19 protein-coding genes and 1 pseudogene are annotated in these 19,868 nt (G+C 71.9%); 12 read left to right on the top strand and 8 right to left on the bottom strand.

From position 1 onward, the window contains the following. Positions 1–19: 19 nt before the first annotated feature. From secD to AC0665_RS30555, 4 genes are all read right to left on the bottom strand, one after another. Complete coding sequence (gene secD, locus AC0665_RS30570; RefSeq protein ID WP_478706237.1) at positions 20–2,275, bottom strand: protein translocase subunit SecD; 2,256 nt, start codon at positions 2,273–2,275, stop codon at positions 20–22. Positions 2,276–2,352: 77 nt separating this feature from the next. Further along, entirely contained in the window at positions 2,353–2,790 is a 438-nt protein-coding gene (locus AC0665_RS30565) for a hypothetical protein (protein ID WP_478706236.1), read from the bottom strand. A 68-nt stretch (positions 2,791–2,858) separates the two neighbouring features. Beyond that, entirely contained in the window at positions 2,859–3,542 is a 684-nt protein-coding gene (locus tag AC0665_RS30560; RefSeq protein ID WP_478706235.1) for a response regulator, read from the bottom strand. Between the two features lie 2 nt (positions 3,543–3,544). Then, positions 3,545–4,498, bottom strand: coding sequence for a sensor histidine kinase (locus AC0665_RS30555; protein WP_478706234.1), 954 nt, complete (start codon positions 4,496–4,498; stop codon positions 3,545–3,547). A 381-nt stretch (positions 4,499–4,879) separates the two neighbouring features. Between AC0665_RS30555 and AC0665_RS30550 the strand changes: the two genes are divergently transcribed. The 8 genes and pseudogenes from AC0665_RS30550 (at position 4,880) to AC0665_RS30515 (ending at position 11,965) form a co-directional block, all read left to right on the top strand. Next, positions 4,880–5,191, top strand: a complete 312-nt coding sequence (locus AC0665_RS30550) for a TraR/DksA family transcriptional regulator (protein ID WP_468413897.1) — start codon at positions 4,880–4,882, stop codon at positions 5,189–5,191. A gap of 47 nt (positions 5,192–5,238) precedes the next feature. Continuing rightward, positions 5,239–5,613 carry a TraR/DksA family transcriptional regulator gene (locus AC0665_RS30545; protein ID WP_478706233.1) on the top strand — a complete coding sequence of 125 codons (375 nt, stop codon included), beginning with the start codon at positions 5,239–5,241 and terminating at the stop codon, positions 5,611–5,613. Continuing rightward, positions 5,610–6,410, top strand: coding sequence for a rod shape-determining protein (locus AC0665_RS30540; protein WP_478706232.1), 801 nt, complete (start codon positions 5,610–5,612; stop codon positions 6,408–6,410). The genes AC0665_RS30545 and AC0665_RS30540 overlap by 4 nt, the downstream gene beginning before the upstream one ends. Positions 6,411–6,679: 269 nt before the next feature. After that, a complete protein-coding gene (locus AC0665_RS30535; protein WP_478706231.1) occupies positions 6,680–7,303 on the top strand; it encodes an Rv1733c family protein in 624 nt (207 codons plus the stop codon). Positions 7,304–7,536: 233 nt separating this feature from the next. Next, positions 7,537–9,654, top strand: a complete 2,118-nt coding sequence (tap, locus tag AC0665_RS30530) for a telomere-associated protein Tap (protein ID WP_478706230.1) — start codon at positions 7,537–7,539, stop codon at positions 9,652–9,654. 65 nt (positions 9,655–9,719) lie between these two features. Next, entirely contained in the window at positions 9,720–10,277 is a 558-nt protein-coding gene (gene tpg / locus AC0665_RS30525; RefSeq protein WP_478610444.1) for a telomere-protecting terminal protein Tpg, read from the top strand. 260 nt (positions 10,278–10,537) lie between these two features. Continuing rightward, positions 10,538–11,008, top strand: coding sequence for a DIP1984 family protein (locus tag AC0665_RS30520; protein WP_468414154.1), 471 nt, complete (start codon positions 10,538–10,540; stop codon positions 11,006–11,008). 501 nt (positions 11,009–11,509) lie between these two features. Next, positions 11,510–11,965 (top strand): annotated as a pseudogene (locus AC0665_RS30515) (NUDIX domain-containing protein). Positions 11,966–12,411: 446 nt separating this feature from the next. Here AC0665_RS30515 and AC0665_RS30510 read toward each other — a convergent pair. Continuing rightward, on the bottom strand, positions 12,412–13,599 hold the full coding sequence (locus AC0665_RS30510; RefSeq protein WP_478706229.1) for a GDSL-type esterase/lipase family protein: 1,188 nt from the start codon (positions 13,597–13,599) through the stop codon (positions 12,412–12,414). Positions 13,600–13,603: 4 nt separating this feature from the next. After that, positions 13,604–14,236 (bottom strand): TetR/AcrR family transcriptional regulator, encoded by a 633-nt coding sequence (locus AC0665_RS30505; protein WP_478706228.1) that lies wholly within the window; start codon positions 14,234–14,236, stop codon positions 13,604–13,606. Between the two features lie 71 nt (positions 14,237–14,307). Here AC0665_RS30505 and AC0665_RS30500 point away from each other — a divergent pair, with 71 nt between their 5' ends. Then, entirely contained in the window at positions 14,308–14,799 is a 492-nt protein-coding gene (locus tag AC0665_RS30500) for an FBP domain-containing protein (protein ID WP_478706227.1), read from the top strand. A 50-nt stretch (positions 14,800–14,849) separates the two neighbouring features. Here the strand turns inward: AC0665_RS30500 and AC0665_RS30495 are convergent, their stop codons facing one another. Further along, positions 14,850–16,244: a hypothetical protein gene (locus AC0665_RS30495; RefSeq protein WP_478610440.1), complete on the bottom strand. Its 1,395-nt coding sequence runs from the start codon at positions 16,242–16,244 to the stop codon at positions 14,850–14,852. A gap of 248 nt (positions 16,245–16,492) precedes the next feature. Here AC0665_RS30495 and AC0665_RS30490 point away from each other — a divergent pair, with 248 nt between their 5' ends. Together AC0665_RS30490 and AC0665_RS30485 are read left to right on the top strand one after the other, a co-directional pair. Further along, on the top strand, positions 16,493–16,690 hold the full coding sequence (locus AC0665_RS30490) for a hypothetical protein (RefSeq protein WP_478706226.1): 198 nt from the start codon (positions 16,493–16,495) through the stop codon (positions 16,688–16,690). A 312-nt stretch (positions 16,691–17,002) separates the two neighbouring features. After that, on the top strand, positions 17,003–17,563 hold the full coding sequence (locus AC0665_RS30485; protein WP_478706225.1) for a snapalysin family zinc-dependent metalloprotease: 561 nt from the start codon (positions 17,003–17,005) through the stop codon (positions 17,561–17,563). A gap of 165 nt (positions 17,564–17,728) precedes the next feature. On the opposite strand, the gene AC0665_RS30480 is transcribed toward AC0665_RS30485, so the two are convergent. Beyond that, the gene (locus AC0665_RS30480) at positions 17,729–18,181 is read right to left on the bottom strand and encodes a hypothetical protein (protein WP_478706224.1); all 453 of its coding nucleotides are present in this window, start codon (positions 18,179–18,181) and stop codon (positions 17,729–17,731) included. Positions 18,182–18,614: 433 nt separating this feature from the next. Here AC0665_RS30480 and bdeA point away from each other — a divergent pair, with 433 nt between their 5' ends. After that, positions 18,615–19,544 carry a bis(hydroxyethyl) terephthalate hydrolase gene (gene bdeA / locus AC0665_RS30475; RefSeq protein ID WP_468413918.1) on the top strand — a complete coding sequence of 310 codons (930 nt, stop codon included), beginning with the start codon at positions 18,615–18,617 and terminating at the stop codon, positions 19,542–19,544. Positions 19,545–19,868: the final 324 nt, after the last annotated feature.

The following is a 19,868-nucleotide window of genomic DNA, read 5'->3' as shown; positions in this document are numbered from 1 at the left end:
GGGCCCGGCGCCCGCCGGGTCAGCGGGCGCGCGACCCCTTCCCGGGCGGGAACCGGTGGTGAAGCCCGATAGCGACGGGAGCCGCGGTGAACACCGAGGAGTACGTCCCGACCGCGAGGCCGATGAGCAGCGCGAGGGCGAAGTCCGTGAGCGAGGAGCCGCCCAGCACCGTCAGGGCCGTGAGCATGAACGCGGCACCCATACCGGTGTTCACGGTGCGGGGCAGGGTCTGCAGGATCGCCTGGGACACCGTCTCGGGGAACGGCGGCTTCGGACGGCGCCGCACCAGCTCCCGGACGCGGTCGAAGAGCACGACGGAGTCGTTGACGGAGTAGCCGATGACGGTGAGCAGAGCCGCCAGGAACACTCCGTCCACGGGCTTGCCGAGCCAGGCGAAGACCCCGAGGAGGATGACCACGTCGTGGACGAGGGCGACGACCGCCGCGGAGCCCAGGACCCAGCGGAAGCGCGCCGCCAGGTAGACGAACTGCGCTCCGAGGGCGACGGCGAGCGCGATCAGGGCACCTCGGCGCAGCTCCTCGCCGAGGCTGGGACCGATCAGTTCGTCACGCACCTTGTCCGCCCCGCCGGCCACCTCGCGCAGCGCGCCGGTGACCCCGGCCTCCTCGGCCTCGGTCAGCGGATCGGTGCGCACCGTCAGACCCGTGTCGCCGGAGGACTGCACGACCGCTCGCGGAAACCCGGCGTCGGCGAGGGCGGCCCGTACCCGGCCGGGATCCACGGTCTGGCTCGTGGTGTATTCGATGAGGCGGCCCCCGGTGAACTCCACCCCGAGGTCCACACCACGCACCACGATGCCCGCACCGGCCAGCACGAGCACGGCCGCGGAGGTGGCCAGCCAGCGCCACGGGCGACGCATCAACCGGGGGTTGCGGCGGGTCAGACGGTCGCGGAGCGCGCCGGTGGCCGCGATGCCGGTGAGACCCGGCCGGCGGCGCACACCCGGCCGGCCCGCCGCGAACTCGGCGAGCACCCGGCTGATGACCAGGGCACTGAACATGGAGGCGAGCACACCGATGCCGAGGGTGACACCGAAGCCGCGCACCGGCCCGGAGGCCAGGAAGAACAGCAGCGCGGCCGCGATCAGCGTGGTGATGTTGGAGTCGGCGATCGCGCTGAAGGCGTTGCGGAAACCGGCCGCCAGGGCTGAGCGGATGCTGGGCCGTCGCCGGACCCCGTACTCCTCGCGCGCCCGCTCGAAGACCAGCACGTTGGCGTCCACCGCCATGCCGATGGCCAGGACGAACCCGGCCAGGCCCGGCAGGGTCAGGGTGGCTCCGAGAGCGGCCAGGGCGGCATAGGAGACCAGGCCGTAACAGGCCAGGGCCACGGCGGCCAGAGCGCCCATCAGCCGGTAGACGACGATGATGAACAGCGAGGTCAGCGCGGTGCCGAGGGCAGCGGCCCAGGCGCTGGCGGTGATGGCCTGCGCGCCCAGGGTGGGGCCGACGGTGCGCTGCTCGACGGTCTCGACGGGGACGGGCAGAGCCCCGCCGTTGATGAGCAGGGAGAGTTCGCGGGCCTCTTCGGGACCGAAGGAGCCCGTGATCTGGGTGGCGCCGTCGCGGATGCCGGTCCCGCAGGTGACGGAGGGGTCGACCTGCGGGGAGGAGATGACCTTGTCGTCGAGGACGATCGCGACCCGGCGCGCCGGATCGCCCGCGGCGTGGCAGGCGGCCTCGCCGGTCAGACGGGCCCAGCCGGCGCGGCCGTCGCCCTCGAAGCCGACGGTGACGTGCCATCCGGCACCGCCCTGCTGGTCGAACCGGGCGGCGGCCTCCTTGACGTCCTCGCCGGTCAGGGAGGTGGGGCCGAGGCGCAGCGGTGTGCCGGACTCGTCGGGCAGGACGCGTTCCCGGGGCCGCTTCGGCAGCGCCCGGGAGGCGTCGTCGGCTCCGTCCGCGGCGCCGAGCACGGGGTGGAAGGTGAGTTGTGCGGTACGGCCCAGGACGTCGGCGGCCTTCTTCGGGTCCTGGACGCCGGGAAGTTCGACGATGATCCGGTGGTCACCGGAGCGCACCAGGGTGGGTTCGGCGACGCCGAGCGCGTCGATGCGTCCGCGCAGCACCTCCAGGGTGCGGTCGGTGGCCGCGCGGTCGGCGTCGGCCGTGGGGGTGGAGCGGGTCTCGAGCACGATCTGCGTACCGCCGCGCAGGTCCAGTCCGAGCCGGACCGGCACGGTGGCGGCGATGTACAGCGACAGGGCGAGCACGGCGAGGGCGAACAACGCCCTCACGCGCAGGGAAGGGTTCAACAGGAGCCTCCGGCGGGCACGCCACGAGGACGGCCGTCGTGGGCCGCCGCGGGGCGAGTCGGATGAGGGAAGGGGCGTCAGGTGCCGGAGCACACCGGGGGCGCCCGCCCTTGATCCTGGACCGTGTGGGGCTGCGAGGAGGGCACCTGCCCGGCCGGAGCCCTGTACGGGCGCGCGGCCCGGCACGGCGGCGTCCGCAGGCTCCGGCCGCAGGTGCCGAGGTGTCCGCGCGGGGCCGGGTGCTCGCCGTGCGGCTCGAGCCGGGTGGCCGCCCGTACGACACAGACGGCGTCGCACCCGTCGTCGGCGCGCGTGCCGTCGTAGCGGTGATGGTCCGCCGCCACGGGCGCGCTCGCCACCCCCGAGCCGGAGGGGGCGGGCGAGGCGGTGGCGGAGGGGGCGGGCGACGCGGTGGCGATGCCCAGGGTGGCGAGCAGCGCCAGGACGAGTGCGGCCAGCATCGCGCCGGCGGGGGAGCGGGCGGCGGTGTGCGCCGAGCGCGTGCCGTCAGGCACCGTCCCCCCTCTCGTCGTGGCGTGCGGGCCGGGCCCGGCTCCCGGTCGGAACGCGGGCAGCCGGTGGGTCAGGGCTCGATCAGTCCGGCGCGGATGGCGTAGCGGGTCAGGTCGAGGCGGTCGCGCAGGCCGAGCTTGTGCAGGAGGTTGGCGCGGTGGCGCTGGACGGTCTTGATGCTGATGAACAGCAGATCCGCGATCTCCTTGGACGAGTGGCCCTCGGCGACCAGCTTGAGGACCTCTTCCTCGCGGGGGGTGAGGATCTGGTCGGGCGTTTCCTCGCCGTGGCGGGCCCGGTCGAGGTAATTGCGGATCAGGGCGGTGATCGCGCCCGGGTACAGGAAGGGCTCGTCCCGCATCGCGGCCCGGCACGCGGCGACCAGGTCCCGGTCGGCGACGGACTTGAGCACGTACCCGCTCGCACCGGCCTTCAGCGCCTGGAAGAAGTACTGCTCGTTGTCGTGCATGGTGAGCATCAGGATCCGCAGCCCCGGCTTGAGGGCGGCCAGTTCGCGAGCCGCCTGCAGCCCGGTCAGGCGCGGCATGGCGATGTCGAGCACGGCCAGGTCGACGTCGCTGGTGCGGGCCAGCTCGATGGCCTCCGCCCCGTCACCGGCCTCGGCGACCACCTTGAGGTCCGGTTGCTGGTCGAGGATGAGCCGCACCCCGCGCCGCACCAGCGCGTGGTCGTCGGCGAGCAGGATGCGGATCGCGCGCGACGGGGTCGGGGCGGGAGTGGCCGTGTCGGACATGGTCAGGACTGCTTCCTTGCGACGGGCGCGGTGAGCTGGACGCGGGTGCCGGTGTGCGGTGCCGGGGTGATCTCCAGGCTGCCCTCGACGAGCAGGGCCCGCTCACGCATGCCGCGGATGCCCGCCCCCTCGCGGGGTGCCCCGATGCCGCTGCCGTCGTCGGTCACCGTCAGCACCACGCTGTCTCCGGTGTGACGCAGGGCGACGGTGACCCGCCCGGCGTCCGCGTGGCGCGCGACGTTGGTCAGCGACTCCTGGGCGACGCGGTAGAGGACCAGCTCCGTCTCCGGCGCCAGAGGGGGCAGGTCGGCGTCGAACCGGCGCGTCACCAGCAGCCTGGTGTGGGTGGCGAAGTCCTCGCTGAGCGAGGTCAGCGCACTCACCAGGCCCAGGTCGTCCAGCACCCCGGGCCGCAGCCGGCGCACCAGACGACGGACCTCGTCGAGGCTCTCCCGGGTGATCTCCTGAAGCTCTTGGAGCTCCTTGCGCAACGGCTCCGGCGCGTCGTCCGCGGAGCGCTTGAGCCCCAGCAGGATCGCGGTCATGCTCTGGCCAACCTCGTCGTGCAGTTCCTGGGCGATGCGGCGGCGCTCCGCCTCCTGGGCCAGCAGGGCACGGGCGCTGCTGGCGACCCTCTCCTGCTCCAACCGCTCCAGCATGGCGTTGAACGTACGGATCAGTTCGGCGACACCGCCGCCGCCGGAAGCGGGCAGGCGCTGGCCGGGGCGCAGCAGGTCCACGGTGGTCATCAGCCTGGTGAGCCGGTCCAGCGGGGCCAGGCCGAACCGCAGCAGGGCGGCGTTCGCGACCAGCATGACCGCCAGACCGCCGACCAGGATGATCGCCTCGGTCAGCAGCACCGGCACGGAGACGGTCACCGGCGCCCACAGCAGCAGGGCCGTGGCTGTGCCCAGCACCACGGCGTTGAGGGCGAAGATCCGCCAGAACAAGGACACCGTCCCCGCGCCTCCCCTTCCGAGAACCTCGGTCTCACCTCCACTGTCGGGCATCGCGCGGCCCACCGCGTTCGCGGCCCGGGCGCCTGAGCAAGCCTGCGATCAGGCTCCCCGCTCACCCCGGGTCCCGTCCATGGGACCTGACCCCCATTTCCCCGGGCACGCAGCACCCATCGCGCGACCGCATGGGTCCCCCGACCCGGTGTAAATGGGGCCCACGCCCGATAGGTATCCGCCGCTGACCGGGCCAGGGTGGAGAACACACGACCACCCGACAGCCGACGGGCGGCCCGGCAGCGCCGCCGGGCCGCCCGCCGCGCATGACCGACCCAGGCGAGCGCGCAGCCGTCGTACGCCGCCGCCGCCGAGAAGGGACCCACCATGTCGCTCGATGTCAGCCGGGCCGAACCCCACCCGCACGAGGCCCGCACGCGTCTGGAGCACGCCCGGGCCTCCCGGCTGGCCCAGCTTCGTGCCCTGGAGGAGACCGCGCACAGCTCCGACGACCACCTGCTGTCCGAGCAGAAGAACGCGATGCAGCGGGTCCTCAAGGAGATCGAGGACGCCTTCACCCGCATCGACGACGGTACTTACGGAACCTGCGTGGGCTGCGCGAAGCCCGTCCCCGCGGAACGGCTCGAGATCCTGCCCTACACCCGCCACTGCGTCGCCTGCCAGCGCCGCACCGCCTGACGACCCCGGCCGTACCGACCTCCTACGCCCTGCCGCAAAGGGGTGACGTGGTGAACCACCAGACCATCGACGAGAGCACGACACCGCTGTCGGCCGAGGACCTCGCCGCGCTGCGCGAGAACCTCCAAGAGCAGCGGCTGTTCCGCCAGGAGCAACTGCGCCTGCTCGCCGGACCGGTCGTCTCCCGGACGGAGGACCGGCTCCGGCGGCGGGCCGCCGCGCAGATCGAGGTCCGCGTCAAACTCGCCGGCTCCGCCCGCATGGTCCTCACCGACGTCGAAGCGGCTCTCGCCCGCATGGACGAGGGCTCGTACGGCGCCTGCCACCTGTGCCGGCGTCCGGTCGAACGGGAACGGCTCATGATCGTGCCGCAGGCCCGCTACTGCGCCCGCTGCCAGCAGGTCAAGGAGGGGCAGCCATGACCGGCACACACGACCTGCAGGGCGAGGCCCGCCACCGGCCGTGGCCCCTGTGCCGGCGCTGCTACGGCATCGCCCTGGACATGGGCAGTGCCCGCACCCGCGTCTGGCTCGCCGGCAAGGGCACCGTCATCGACGTGCCGACCGTCACCTTCCCCGGCACCGGCGCGGTCCATCCCGTGCGGCGCGGCACCATCGTCGACTCGGCGGGGTGTTCCCGGATGCTGGAACGCCTGCTCGGCCATCGCCTGCCCCGTCTCACCCGCCCCATGGTCGTCGTCACCACCCCGGTCCTGGACGGCGTCGCCTACCGCGCCCGTGCCCGCGCCGTGGTCGAGGTGCTGCGGCCGCGCAGCGTCTTGACCGTTCCCAGCGCCCGGAGCATCGCACTGGCCGCCGACGAGGACATGTCCCGGCCGGTGATCGTGGTGGACATCGGCGCCCACCTCACCGAGGTGGTGCTGCTGTGCGACGGGGCCGTCACCGATGCGCACCGGGCCACGGTGGGCACCGACGACCTCGACGGGACGACCGGGCCCGGGCAACTCGTCGAAGCGGTGGTCTCCATGCTGACCGCGATCCGCCGCCACGACCGCACCTCACTGGCCGCCGAAGCGCTGCGGCGCGGCCTCCTCCTGGCCGGCGGGGGAGCCCTGCACGCCGACCTCACCCACCGCCTCACCGCTCGCCTCAAGGCGCCGGTGCGCATCGTCCCGGCCCCGCACACGGCGGCGGTCCGGGGCGCGGCCGAGTTCCTGCGGTCCGCCCACACCCACCCCTCTGCCGCCCGTCCCCACTAGGGCCGTTGCCGGAGCGGCCCGTCCGTCTCCCGGGCGAAAGAGAGGGGGCAGTCCCGTCCGTGTCCGTCGCCCGTGCACACCGGGTGGCGCCCGCGCGGTGCTGCCCGACCCGCGACGCCCGGCACCCGGGGACCACACATCAGGACGCCGCGGAACCCGCTCCGCCGCCACGGACGGACGACGACTCCCCGCACGCCCCGGCCGCGACCCGCTCCGCACCCGGTCGGCCACTTCCGCATGCGCCGCGTCCACCACCGAAAGGAGGACACATGCCCGGCGGTACGTCCAAGACCCCACCGCCCCCTCGGGAACTGCCCCGGGTCATGTTCTGGCGCCTGCGGCGCAACGCCTTGCGCCGCCGCACCGACCTGATCCAGGCGTGGATCGGCCTCGGCCTGACCCTCGCGGTGCTGGCCGCCACCCCACTAGCCCTGTTCCTCGTCGGCGACGCCGCCCACCGTCACTACTCCCGCACCGCGGAGCGGCAGGCCGCCACCCGGCACCACACCGTCGCGGTGCTCCTCGAAGACGCCCCGAGCCATCCCGAGCCCGGCTCCGCGGAAGCGAGGCAGACGCTGTATCCCACCAAGGTCCGCTACACCGACCCCGACGGGCACACCCACACGGCCCGTGCCGACGTGCAGCCTGCGCTGGCCAAGGGCAGCACCGTCCGCGTCTGGACGGACACCGGTGGACGGCTCACCGACCCGCCCCTGACACCCGACCAGGTCCACAGCCGTGCCATGGGCTCGGCCCTCATCGCCGTCCTCGGCGTCCACACCGCGGCGGCCGCCGCCTACGCCGCGCTTCACCGCGTCATCCAGCACCACAACCTCGCCGCGTGGGAAAGCGCCTGGGCGAGGACGGCCCCCCGCTGGACGATTTCCCCTTAGGCCGGCCCTGGCCGGTTTCCCTGAACAGCGTCGGAGGCGTCTCGATCGGCTCCGACGCCTTGACGCGCTCTACGCGTGGTGCACTTCCGCGGTGCGGCCGACACGCGGCCTACGCAGGTCCGGGTAGGTCCGGGTGGTCCGGGTAGGTCCGGGCGTAACGTCCGACCGGGTTAAAGGAACAGGTTAATTTACGGGGTAAACACTGGTAGGGTCGGCGCGGGAGGCGGACCGACATGGCATCCGAGGAAGAGTTGTTCGCCAACGTGGAGGCTCTGCTGGAAGAGGAGCCGCAGCTCCCGCCCCCGGCGGAGCGGGCCCGGCTGAGGGAGGCCGCGGGTGTCACCCAGGCCCGTCTCGCCCAGGCGTTGAAGACCACGACACAGACAGTGAAAAACTACGAGAACGGCCGCTCCGAGCCGAAGTCGCCACGCCTGGAGGCCTACCAGCGTCTGCTGCGCGGCTGGGCCGAGAAATACCCCGCACACAGCGGCACGGCTCCGGCCGCGACGACCCGGCCGGAGCCGTCGGCGGCCGTCGCTCCGCCTGCGCCCGGTGATTCCCAGCCGGGCGGCACAGCTCCCGCACTGGCCTCCGCCACCCGGGTCACCCCCCAGCGCCCCGCCCACCGCCGCCCGGTGACGCCCTCGGGGCGGGCGGCTCAGCGACAGTCCCCCCGGTCCGACGCCGATGCACGCTTTCCGCACGGTCCGCTGGCCGTTCTGGACGCGGACGGCTGCGCGTACGGCGTCGACGGCCTCGTCCTCGACTGCCCCGCCGCCTCCGTGCCGGAGTTGGCCGAGTGGGCCGTGCGCGAGTCCGGCCTCGGCGCACCGCGCCTGCACCGCAACGGCAAGGACTCCGACCCGCTGGTCGTCCTCACGGCCGCCGCCGCCGTGAAGCTCGGGCTGCCCGAACGCCTGGAGGGCCACGAGCAGCGCCGCTCGCTGCGCCTGCCCGACGACCATCCGGTCGTGCGTCAGGTGGCGAAGGCGAAGTGGCAGCTCACCCAGCGCGGGTTCGGCCCGTGGGCGCGGATCTACCGCACGGCGCAGGGCGCCCGGCGGCAGTGCGTGCAACTTGCCCTCCTGTCCTGGGACGCCTTCGACGAGCGGTCCTGGCCCGGCCTCGTCGGCATGGAGCCCGCCGACATCGCCCGTGTCCTCGGCGTCTACGCCCGGCGCGTCATCACCCCGCGTGGCTCGACGGCCGTTACGGGCCTGGAGCTGATGACGGCCCTGCGCCCGCCCACGCGCGCGGTACGCGACGAGAAGACCGGCAACTGGATCCCCGGCCACCAGCCCGGCAGCCTCGGCACGGAGCCGATGGACCCGGCACCCCCGGAGGCCACCCCGGAGCACCCCGTCGTCGTCGACACCGGCTGGCAGGGCGGCTTCCTCAATGAGGAGGCCTACCAGTGGGTCCGCGACGTCGACCTGCTGACCGACGAGGAGTGCCACCTGCCCTACGCGGTAGGCCTTGACCTGAACACCGCGTTCCTCGCGGCCGCCGCCCGGCTCACGGTGGGTCTGTCGGCGCCGGACCACTTCCACACCCCCCAGTTCAACCCGAAGATCCCCGGCTCCTGGCGGGTCGACCTCTCCCACGTGGAGCTGGACCCGCGCCTGCCCAGCCCGTTCACACCGACCGGCGAGCGGCCCGTCGGCCCCGCCTGGTACCAGACGCACACCGTCGCCTACGCACAGGAACTCGGCTACAACGTGCAGCCGCTGGAGGCGTACCTGCGGCGCGAGACCGGCGCGTATCTCGACCCCTGGCACGACCGGCTCAAGACCGCCTACCTCGACACCCTCGCCGACCTCGGCGTCACCCGGGACCTGGACGACGAGCAGTTCCTGCTGGCGATGGAGCGGCACAAGGACGCCGACCCCGCCCTGGCCGCCGTCCTCGCGGCGATCAAGGCCACCGTCAAGGGCGGCGTCGGCAAGTTGCGCGAGCGCCCCCAGGGGCGGCGTTACAAGGAAGGGGAGCGGTGGCCGGCGCTCGAGCGTCCGACCTGGCGCCCCGACATCCGTGCCGCCGTCATCTCCAAGGCACGGGTCAACATGCACCGCAAGCTGCTGAACATGTCCCGCATGACGGGCCTGTACCCGCTCGCGGTGCTGTCCGACTGCGTCGTCTACCCCAGCCCCGGCCCCTCACCGCTGGACTTCCTGCCCTACGCCGCCTCCGGCAAGCCCCAGCCCGGCGGCTTCCGCCTCGGCCCCAGCCCGGGGCTGGCGAAACTGGAAGGCGTTCAGGAGATGCTCTGGGCGGTCGACCTGATGGAGAAGGGCTACAACCCCGCCCGCCACATCAAGGGCGGCGACGCCGTCCTGGACGAAGGGGAGTAGGGCTGTGACCGCGCGACTGCCCGGCCTCACCGCTTCGGGCCCGGCCCGCGAAGGGAACTGACACCGTGGGAGAGATCGAGGACGCCATCGAGCGCGCCGACCAGGAGGCCTTCACCCGGAAGCCGCCCACGACCCTCAGGGGTCAGATCAACTTCCTGATGAGGCAGCTCAAGACGACCCGTGCGGTGGCGGCGGAACTCGGGGTGAGCCAGCGGTCGGTGGAGCGCTACCGCAAGGGCGAGCGCAAACATCCGCCGAAGGACATCCAGCGGCGGATCGACACAGCCGTACGGGCCCGCTGGCAACCTCAAGTCCGCAGGCGACGGCGCAGACACGCCGCCGCCACGGGCGGAATCACCGTGGAGACGAGGGCCCGGTTCGGCTACACCGCACCCGTCGGCACCACCGACGACGGCCGCTTCCGCCGTCTCACGGTGCACCTTCCGCCGGAACACGCCCGCCGTCTCTTCGAGGCCCGCGACGCCGGCGCCGCCGACCAGGACTTGCGGCAGATCATCGCGGACGGACTGAAGGACGTGTACTTCCAGGACGGCGGAGCCCGCGCGATGGACCTGTCGAACGTGGCCCTCAACGACATCGACTACCTGGACCTCGACTACTGACGGCCGGAAGCGGCGGACGGTCACTCATGTCTGGGTGAGCCGAAGCACGATAGTTGTCACATAGGCAGGCTGGTTGTCAACGTACAGCGAGCCGGGGTGGCGACGGACTTGGGGCTGGTCAATGTCGAGGGGGCCGACGCCGAAGGCGGCGGACTGGGAAGTCCGTGCTGGTCAGGGCTCCGACGGATCAAAATCCAGTGCGCGTGAGCTGGTTCGCACTCGTATACTCGTGCGAGCTCATGGAGGGGGAGGTGAAGATAGTGAAGCTTGCTGAGGCACTGGCAGAACGTGCGGAGGCGACGCGCCGTGTAGAACAACTGCGAGCGCGCGTCGTCAGCAATGCGCGGTACCAGGAAGGGGAGACACCCGCCGAGGATGCAGCTCAGCTGTTGGCTGAGGCCGGTGAGGTGCTGGACGCTCTGGAAACGTTGATCCGGCGGATCAACCGGACCAATGCCACCGTGGAGATGGGTCCGGACGGCACGCTCACCGATGCTCTCGCACGCCGGGATGTCCTGCGGTTGCGTCACGCTGTGGTCACCGCGGCGGCGGACGCGGCGGCGGGTAAGGGCGAGCGGGGATACGGTCGGCAACTTCGGTCCGAGCTGCTGATGCTCTCCGCGCTACCGGTCGCGGAACTGCGCAGTCAGGCGGATGCGCTCGCCCGGGAACTCCGCGAGGTTGATGTGCGGATCCAGCGTACGAACTGGGAAGTCGATCTGCTGGACTGAGTAGTCCAGCAAGCTGGGACGATGTGGAGCAGGTAGCGGCTTCGGAGGCGTGCACGCACCGAGGGTTGGCGGTTTTCCAGCCCACTCCTGGCGCGTGAAGAGCAACGCGGGGGTTCGACTCCCCATCAACACAGTGCAGCTCAGCATCGCGTACAGGTAATGGTGCACATCGCACAGCACATCACCACGTGCAGATCCAAGGCCGCGAGGGCGGGTTCGGGGCTTTCCACACAGCAGCACCATGGAGAACGGCGATCTCCGGCGGATACGGTTGGCGATTTTGCCCTGGCAACCGCGCAGGTCGGCTGCCCATCACACGCCAGACGCAGTGCGATAGGACAACAGGTCGACAACTGTGGTGATCCGTGTCCGTCCCAGTTCTGGTTCTCCTGGGTCGGCCTCTGCGGGCTCAGAGAAGCGTCAGTGTCAGTGGGCTCTGCCAGGGTGTGCGTCGTGGATGAACTGGTGGAGCGTGTCGACGATCAAGATCGTGTGCTGGGGATGGTGGTCAGCCGCCGGCAGGCCATCCAGGAGGGTGGGCTCCACCGAGTCGCCGTGACGGTGTGTCGTGATGAGCGTGGACGGTTCCTCGTCCACCGACGGTCGGAGCAGGTATCGCGCTTCCCCGGGCTCCATGAGGTCGAGGTCGGTGGTGCCGCAAATGTCGGCGACTCCTATGAACAGGCCGCCGCGAGGTAGCTGGCCCAAGAGCTGGGCATTCGTGCGCTGCCGCGCCTGCTGTGCACGTTCATCAACCGCAGCGGCTTGAGCCCCTACTGGCTCGGCGTGCACGAAGCCGTGGTGCCGGACGCCGTGGTCCCCGATCCCGATGAGGTCGCCTGGCATGGCTGGCTGACCGAGCCGGAGCTGCGGTCGGCCCTGCTGGAGTGGCGCTTCACCCCCGACAGCCATGAAGCCTTCTGTCGGTATTTGGCGTTCCGGACCGCGCGGTCCTGACCTTGCCCATCACGCTCAGGCTCAGCGTCTGTCGATCGCCTTGGTCAGGTGCTCGGCGTGGTCTTCGAGCAGCGGCTTGAGGGCGCCGTAGTAGGGCTGGTGGTCGGCTTTGCGGAGCCAGTGGAAGACGTTGTGCCGCTCCCGGGTCCAGACACTCCTCCCAGCTGCACTGATGCGACCAGACGGACCCGGTGTCAGCGGCTTCGACTACCCTTCCCGACCCAGCGTGTGTAGCGGCCATGAGCTCATCGAAGCGCCGTGGAGAACCTCATGCTCCCGATCTTCGTTTCTGGTGACAGAAGGACTGCTGAATGAGCGTCTGTGACAAGTCGGATGCCTCGCTGGTGACAACCAGGCTGCCTCGACCGTCCCCATTCGCCAGCTCAGCCGATCCCGCTGGTGACAACTCCTGAGCTTCGGCTCACTGGGACGGGACCGCTCGGTGGTCAGAGCGTCTGGTGGGTCCCGGGCGCGAACGGGCCTCCCGCACCGAACGCCAGCCGCGCGAAGTTCTCCGCGATGCGGTGGTGTCCGGCCGGGTCGGGGTGGATGCCGTCGGGCAGCGGGTGTGCGGTGTAGTCGTTCTCGCCGTAGAGGGCGCGGCCGTCGAGGTGGTGCAGATGGGGATCGTCGGCCGCCCGCTGTGCGACGATCCGGGCGAGTTCGTCGCGGATGACGTTGAGGGTCAGGCGCCCGGCGGCGCGTTCGGCCGGACCGCCCGTCGCCCTGAACCGTAGGGTGCCGCCGTCGAAGTCGGGTGCGAGAGGCCCGGGGGTGTCCTCCTGGACCGGGCACAGGAGGGGCGACACGACCAGCAGTGGCGTGGTGGGGTGCCCTTCGCGGAGGGTGTCGAGGAAGCCGTGGACCGCGGGCGCGAAGACGCGCAGGCGCATGGCGTCGGCGTTGACGATGTTGATGCCGATCTTGACGCTGATCAGGTCCGCCAGGGTGTCCCGCATCGCCCGGGCGGTGAACGGGTCGAGCAGCGCGCTGCCGCCGAAGCCCAGGTTGACCAGTTCCACCGCGCCCCGCGCGGCGGCCAGGGCCGGCCATGTGGCGGTCGGGTGTGCGGCGTTGGAGCCGTGGCTGATGGAACTGCCGTGGTGCAGCCACACCCTGCGCCCCCTGTCCGGCGCCCGCTCGACGGGTGCGTCGGTGCGCAGCGCGATCAGCTCGGTGACCTCGGTGTGCGGGAGCCAGATCTCCACGTCCTTGTCACCCGCCGGCAGCTCCGTGAACCGGGCGGTGCCGGGCGGCCCCTCCGACAGTTCGGACGTCTGGGTGACCATGTCGGTGATCGTGCGGAGGTTGCCCCCGGCCACGGTGGCCCGCGCCGTGAGCCGGCCGTCGATCACAAGGTCGTACACACCGTCAGCGGGAGCCGGGAACCCACGGTAGGCACGCTTGGTGGGCAGGGTGTCCAGTTCGATCCTGGTGGCCCGGGTGCGGAAGGCCAGCCGCACGCCCGAGGGCTGGGCCTCGGCCGTGGCCAGCTGGAGGTCCGGGATCTGCCGGCGCGCCTTGGCGGGCAGCCGGTGCGGCAGCAGGCCGTGCGCGGTCGTCTCGACGTCCAGGTGGCCGCGCAGCAAATCCGCGGTGACGGGGGTGGTGATCAGGTCGTGCTCGGTGCTCATCGCCTCAGCCTGTCGATGGAGGTGTCGTCGTCGCGCTGGCCGTGTCGGTGTGCGGCGCTCCCGGCCGCTCCGCGGTGGCCCGGCTGCGCAGCAGGGTGTCGAGGGAATCCACGATCCAGGCGAAGGACTCCCGGGCGTCGGGAGCGCTGTGGTCGAAACCCCCAGCCAGTTCCAGGCTGACGTAGCCGTGAAAGACGCTGCCCAGCATGCGGACCGCGTGGGTCTGGTCCGGCTCCGCCAGGTCGTAGCCACGCAGGATCGCCCGTGTCATCTGCGCGTGCCGCACCCCGGCGCTCGCGGCCGCCGTCTCGGGATCGAGCCGGAGCCGTGCCGCCGCGTAACGGCCCGGGTGGTCCCGGGCGTAGTCGCGGAGGGCATTCGCGAAAGCGGCCAGGGCGTCCTTGCCGGCGCGCCCGGCCAGGGCCTCGGCGACCCGGTCGGCGAGTTCCTCCAGGGCGAACAGCGCGATCCGCGTCTTGAGCTCCTGGGAGTTCTTCAGGTGCGAGTACAGGCTCGCGACCTTGACGTCGAAGCGCCGGGCGAGCTCCGACACGGTCACCTGGTCGAAGCCGACCTCGTCGGCCAGCTCCGCCCCCGCCCGCGTCAGCCGTTCAGGGGTCAAACCCACTCTGGCCATGATCTGCCTCCTCGTCGCCGATAGGTATTATGCGTTTGCCTATAGGCTTTAGGCAAATTAGCCTGTGGTTCATGAGACCCCTGACCGAGCGAGAGATCCGCACCGCCTTCGTGAACTGCACCAAGGGCGAGGCCAAGCGCCTGTCCATCCCGCACGACCTGGCCGAACGGCCGTGGGACGACCTGGACTTCCTCGGCTGGAGAGACCCGCGGGCACCCGACCGGGCCTGCCTCGTCACCGAGTTCGACGGCCGCCCGACGGCACTCGCCCTGCGCTGCTCCAGCGCCTCGTCATGGCAGACGCGGCGCAGTATGTGCTCGATGTGCATGACCACCCACACCGGTGGCGTCTCCCTCATGGTCGCCGCGAGGGCCGGCAAGGCCGGGCAGCAGGGCAACTCGGTGGGTGCCTACATATGCAGCGACCTGTCTTGCTCCCTGTATCTGCGGGGCAAGAAGGACGCGGGGATCGGCGCCCGCCTCCCCGAGTCGCTCACGCTGGAGGAGAAGATCCACCGGACGGTGGGGCACCTCACGGCGTTCATCGCCAGGGTCACGGCCTGACCGGACCGCCCCTCGGCGGCCGCGGGGTCAGCGCCGCGGGGTCAGCGAGGTCAGCGGGGGACGCCCGAGGCGTCCAGGTACCCGTGCATGACTCGTACGGGGAGACCGGGGTTGCGCAGGGCCGAGGAGGACGTCTCCGGGTTCTCGCAGCTGCGGACGATGAGGTCGACCGGCAGCGCGGGGTGCGCGGCCGCCATGGTCCGTACGTGTTCGTCGGGGTCGGTGAGCAACCGGGCCACCACGTCGGCCGGGGCCTCGGGGTCGAGTCCGACGAGTCGTCGCTTCTGTGGATCGGGGTCGTCGGCGAAGCGCCGGCCGGCGCCGGCGCGCGGGAACCCGGGGTGGGCGAGGAGAGCGCCCTTGGTGATGACCTGGCAGTCCAGATAGGTCTGCAGCACGACTTCGCCGTCGACGGTCGGCTGGTTCTCACACAGGAGGAGTCTCACCGGGTGGTCGTCGTCCCTCGCGAGCAGGGCGACGGCGTCGGCGGGCAGGTGCGGGCTGCACGCGGCGCTGCGGCGCAGGAGGATGTTGGCCGAACGGGCGCATGCGCGCAGGGCTTCCGGATCGGCGCAGCGGCGCACCCACTCCACCGGATACAGCCGGTCGGCCGGGCTGATGGTGATGTCGACGGCGGCGCGCTCGGCCTCCGTCAGCTCGGGGCGCACCGACACGGCCAGCCGGACGCTGTGGGCGTCGTCGTCGGCCAGCGTGCGGACGATGTCGATGGAGACGTCGAGGTTGGCCGCCAGCTCGCGCCGCTCCGCCTCTTCGCTGCTCGCCGCGAGCCGTTCGGCGGTCGCCGTGCTCATCGCTCCGGAGCGGATCACCTCCTGCCGTTCGAAGGTGCCGAGCCCGGCGTCGAGCAGGAGGTCGGTGTACCGGGCGTCGTCGCGGCAGGCCTTCATCATGGCTGCCCGCCGCACGTCCTCGTCGGGATCGTGGAGGAGGCGGTCCCGGGTGTCTTCGGAGAGCCGGTCCCACTCCCGGCACGCTGCCCGCCGCAGCTTCGCGTCCTGGTGACCGGCGAGTGGGGCGATCAGTTCCGCGGCGGTGTGCCGGCATTCTGCGGCGCTGCGGCGGACCCGCGCTTCCGGGTCGGAGAGCAGACGCTTCTGCGCGGCCAGGGGGAGGGGCTCCACGGGGACGCGGAACCAGTCGGGCCCGTACGCCAGAGCGTGGCGCACCCGTGTGTCGGGATCGTCGACGAGCCGGGCGCGCTGTTCCGGTGTGGCCGAGGGGTTCGCGGTGAAGGCCGACCGGAGCCGGTGGTCGGGATGGGCGACGATCGCGTCGACCACCTCGTCCGGCAGGGCACGCCAGGCCAGCGTGTCCCAGGCCGCGATGGCCTCCGTGGACAGCAGCCGCATCAACACATCGACCGGCGCCGCCGGGTTGCGCGCGACGGCATCGATCGTGTCGCGGTGAGCGCACGTGTCGCACATCGTTCCTCCCCCGGTTCGCCAGCGCACGGCGCAGGCCCGCAGATTGTGCGCATGCCCCGGTGGCGAGGTCAACGACGGTGATCACAACCCGGCCGGGCGCCGTTCACCCGCCTTCGTCGGCCAGGGTGTCCGAACGGCCCGCACGGGGGTACTCGGCGGGGCCTTCGCCCGGTGACCGGGGCGCACGGGTGCCAACCGGCCTCCGATCGTGGGCGCTTGGGCAGGGGCACAGGGGGAGTGGCGGGCGGATGACGGTCGACCGGGTGGGTTTCCTCGGCGCCGTACTGGTGGTCTACGTGGTGCCGGGCCCGGACTTCCTCGTCGTGCTCGGATCCGCTGCCGAGGACCCCTCGAAGGGCAGAGGCGCGGCGCTCGGCGCGCAGACCGGGCTGTGTGTGCACATGCTGGCCGCCGCGGCCGGTCTCTCGGTGATCACCACCCGCTGACCCCTGGTCTACGACGCCGTCAAACTGATGGGTTCGGCCTACTTCGTGTACCTCGGCGTACGGGCCGTACGCGCCGCCCGGCGGGCCGTCCGGGAAAGGCGCGGCGCGCACGAGGGCGCGCCGCACGCCGCTCAGGCGTCGCTGGGAGCTGGCCACCGGCCGGCTGTTCATCGCCATCGGCGTCTCGGTGGCGGCCGTCGCCTGACGGGCGGTCGGTGTACTCCGTTTGACGGATTCGGTGGTGACCGCGCCGGGCAATGGGCTAAAGAATGTCATGAGCACGACTCCCCTTCCCCCACAAGGAGGTCGATCATGCACGTCCGTATGCTGACCGGCGGCCTCGCCGCCGCCTGTCTGGTGTCCTTGTCCCTGACCGGTGGTCAGGCCGCCGCCGCACCCAGGGCAGCGGATGCCCTGCAGGCCGCTCGCGTCCTGACCTACGACGCCGCCGGTGCCGCGGAGTTCAAGAGCGCCGTCAACCGGGGCGCGGCCATCTGGAACGAGAGCGTCGACACCGTGGAGCTGCGGCCCGTCGCGTCCGGGCAACGAGCGAACATCCGGATCCTCGCGGACAACGGCTGGCCGCGCGCCCTGCCCGGCACCCTGGGCAACGGGACTGTCTACATCGGACGCCAAGCCGTCGACCAGGGCTACGACACGATCCGCATCTCCGCGCACGAACTCGGCCACATCCTCGGCCTGCCGGACCGCAAGCCCGGACCCTGCACAAGCCTGATGTCCGGTTCCAGCGCGGGCACTTCGTGCAAGAACCCGTACCCGAACTCGGCGGAGAAGGCGGAGGTGGAGGGGAACTTCGGCGGTGCACTCACCGGGCGGGCCGCGGCGGTGCCGGCCGGGGTGATCGTGGACTGACGCTCCTGGCGCCACCCGTGAGGAGGACGCCCGGCGGAACCCGGGCGTCCCGCACCAGCCGTCGCGGCCGTGTACGGGGTCCCGGACCCCGCGCACGGCCGTGCCCTGTATCGGGGCCCTGGCGTGAGACGGCGTCAGGAACGAGCGTCCCTCGCGGGGGACCGGTCAGAAGCTCCAGCTGTAGAGGCCGCCGCCCGTGTTCACCGCAGACGCCGCGAGGCGGGCCACGCCCTGCAGGACGGTCAGTAGATCGTCGTCGGTCATGTCGTCGCCGTCCTCGGACCGGAGCCGCGCGGTCCAGCGGCCGGCGAGCTCTTCCAGCTGGGCGGAACTCGCTTCGGCGAGCGCTCGGGTCAGCCGCTTCGGCAGAGCGAACACCTCGACGCCATCGTTCAAGGGGGCGGTGACCCACTCCGGCCACGGCCACGCGAGGAGCTGCTCGGGCGGCGGGGCCTTGGCCGAAGGCGCCTCGAAGTACATGTCCCACTCGGCGATGGCGCTGTCCGGCTCGATGAAACGGCAGGTCACCGACTCATAGCCCTGGCCGGGTCCCCTCAGACGCGTCGCAGCGGCCGCTTCGTCGTCGGGGGCGAGGAAGAACACGATGTCGTGGGCCATCCGAGCATGATGGCAGTTCACCGAGCGGACGAGGTGCCGGGTCATCGGGCCCGGTCATCGGTCTGTCTCAGCCGTCTGATCCGCGGTCCGTCTCAGGCTGCGTAGGCGTACACGGTCCGCCGGCGCTTCATACCCCGGGCTTCCCTGGCGGCCATGTTGTTCCGGCCGGGGAAGCCCGTACGTCACCGGCCCCCTGTCGACCGTCCGCTCGGACGGACTGCGGGCGTCGTGCCCACCGGCGTCCCGAGCGGCGGAGTCCGCGCGCACGGCGGCACCACGAGACCGGTGACATTGCCGGTCCGCGCGCGGTGGCCGGTCCCTGACAGTGGCACGGCCAGCCCGATGGCGGTGCCCGTAGCGGGCGCGCGGCAGACGCCCCAGGTCCCGCGTGCCCGTGAGGGGCCGACCGCCACGACAGAGAGGACGACTCGTCGTGCGACTCCACCCCCACACCGACTCACCCCCTCACGCCCGCGGCTCACGCGGGCGCCGGGCCGGACGCCTGTCCGGCGCCGTCGCGGCACTCGCCGTCGTCATCGGTCTGGGCCCGCTGTCCGGCCCGGGCGCCCACGCCGCGGACAACCCCTACGAGCGCGGCCCCGCCCCCACCACCTCCAGCATCGAGGCGCTGCGCGGACCGTACGCCGTCTCGCAGACGTCCGTCTCCTCGCTCTCCGCCACGGGGTTCGGCGGCGGCACCATCTACTACCCGACCTCCACCGCTGACGGCACCTTCGGCGCGATCGCCGTCTCGCCCGGTTACACCGCCTACGAGTCGTCCATCGCGTGGCTCGGACCGCGTCTGGCCTCGCAGGGCTTCGTGGTGTTCACCATCGACACCCTCACCACGCTCGACCAGCCCGACTCCCGAGGCCGACAGCTCCTGGCCGCCCTGGACTACCTCACCGAGCGCAGTGCGGTGCGCAGCCGCGTCGATGCCTCCCGCCTCGGCGTGATGGGCCACTCGATGGGCGGCGGTGGCAGCCTGGAGGCCGCCAAGTCCCGTCCGTCCCTCCAGGCGGCGATCCCGCTGACCCCGTGGAACCTCGACAAGACCTGGCCCGAGGTCACCACCCCGACCCTGATCTTCGGAGCCGACGGGGACACCATCGCCCCGGTCGCCTCCCACGCCGAGCCCTTCTACTCGGGCCTGTCCTCGTCGCTGGACCGGGCCTACCTTGAGCTCAACTCGGCGACGCACTTCACGCCCAACTCGTCGAACACGACGATCGCGAAGTACAGCATTTCCTGGCTCAAGCGGTTCATCGACAACGACACCCGCTACGAGCAGTTCCTGTGCCCGCTGCCCCGGCCGAGCCTGACCATCGAGGAGTACCGGGGCAACTGCCCGCACCGCTCCTGACGCCGACGCCCCGGCCGCGGAGCCGCGGTGGCCGGGGGAAGCGGGGGACCGGTGGCGGACGCGTGCGACGCGTCCGCCACCGGAGGGTGCCCGGGCACGGCCGAGAGGGGCCGCCGTTGGGCGACGGCACAGTCCGCCCGCCGGGCGCATGCCGCCCACATGCGGGCGGAGCTGCGGGTTTGGACGCAAGGACGTACGGACGTCAACCTTCCGGTCTTGGTTACGCGCAAGTAGCCTCCGTGAAATGACCGGAAACAGCAGCAGGCCGCGCACGGCTCCCCGCGCGGGACGCGGGAACGGACGGGAGGCCGCCCGGCCGGCCGC

Source organism: Streptomyces sp. NPDC043685 (assembly GCF_056436585.1).
Note: the sequence above shows the minus strand (reverse complement) of the source record. Positions and strands in the feature narration are given on the sequence as shown.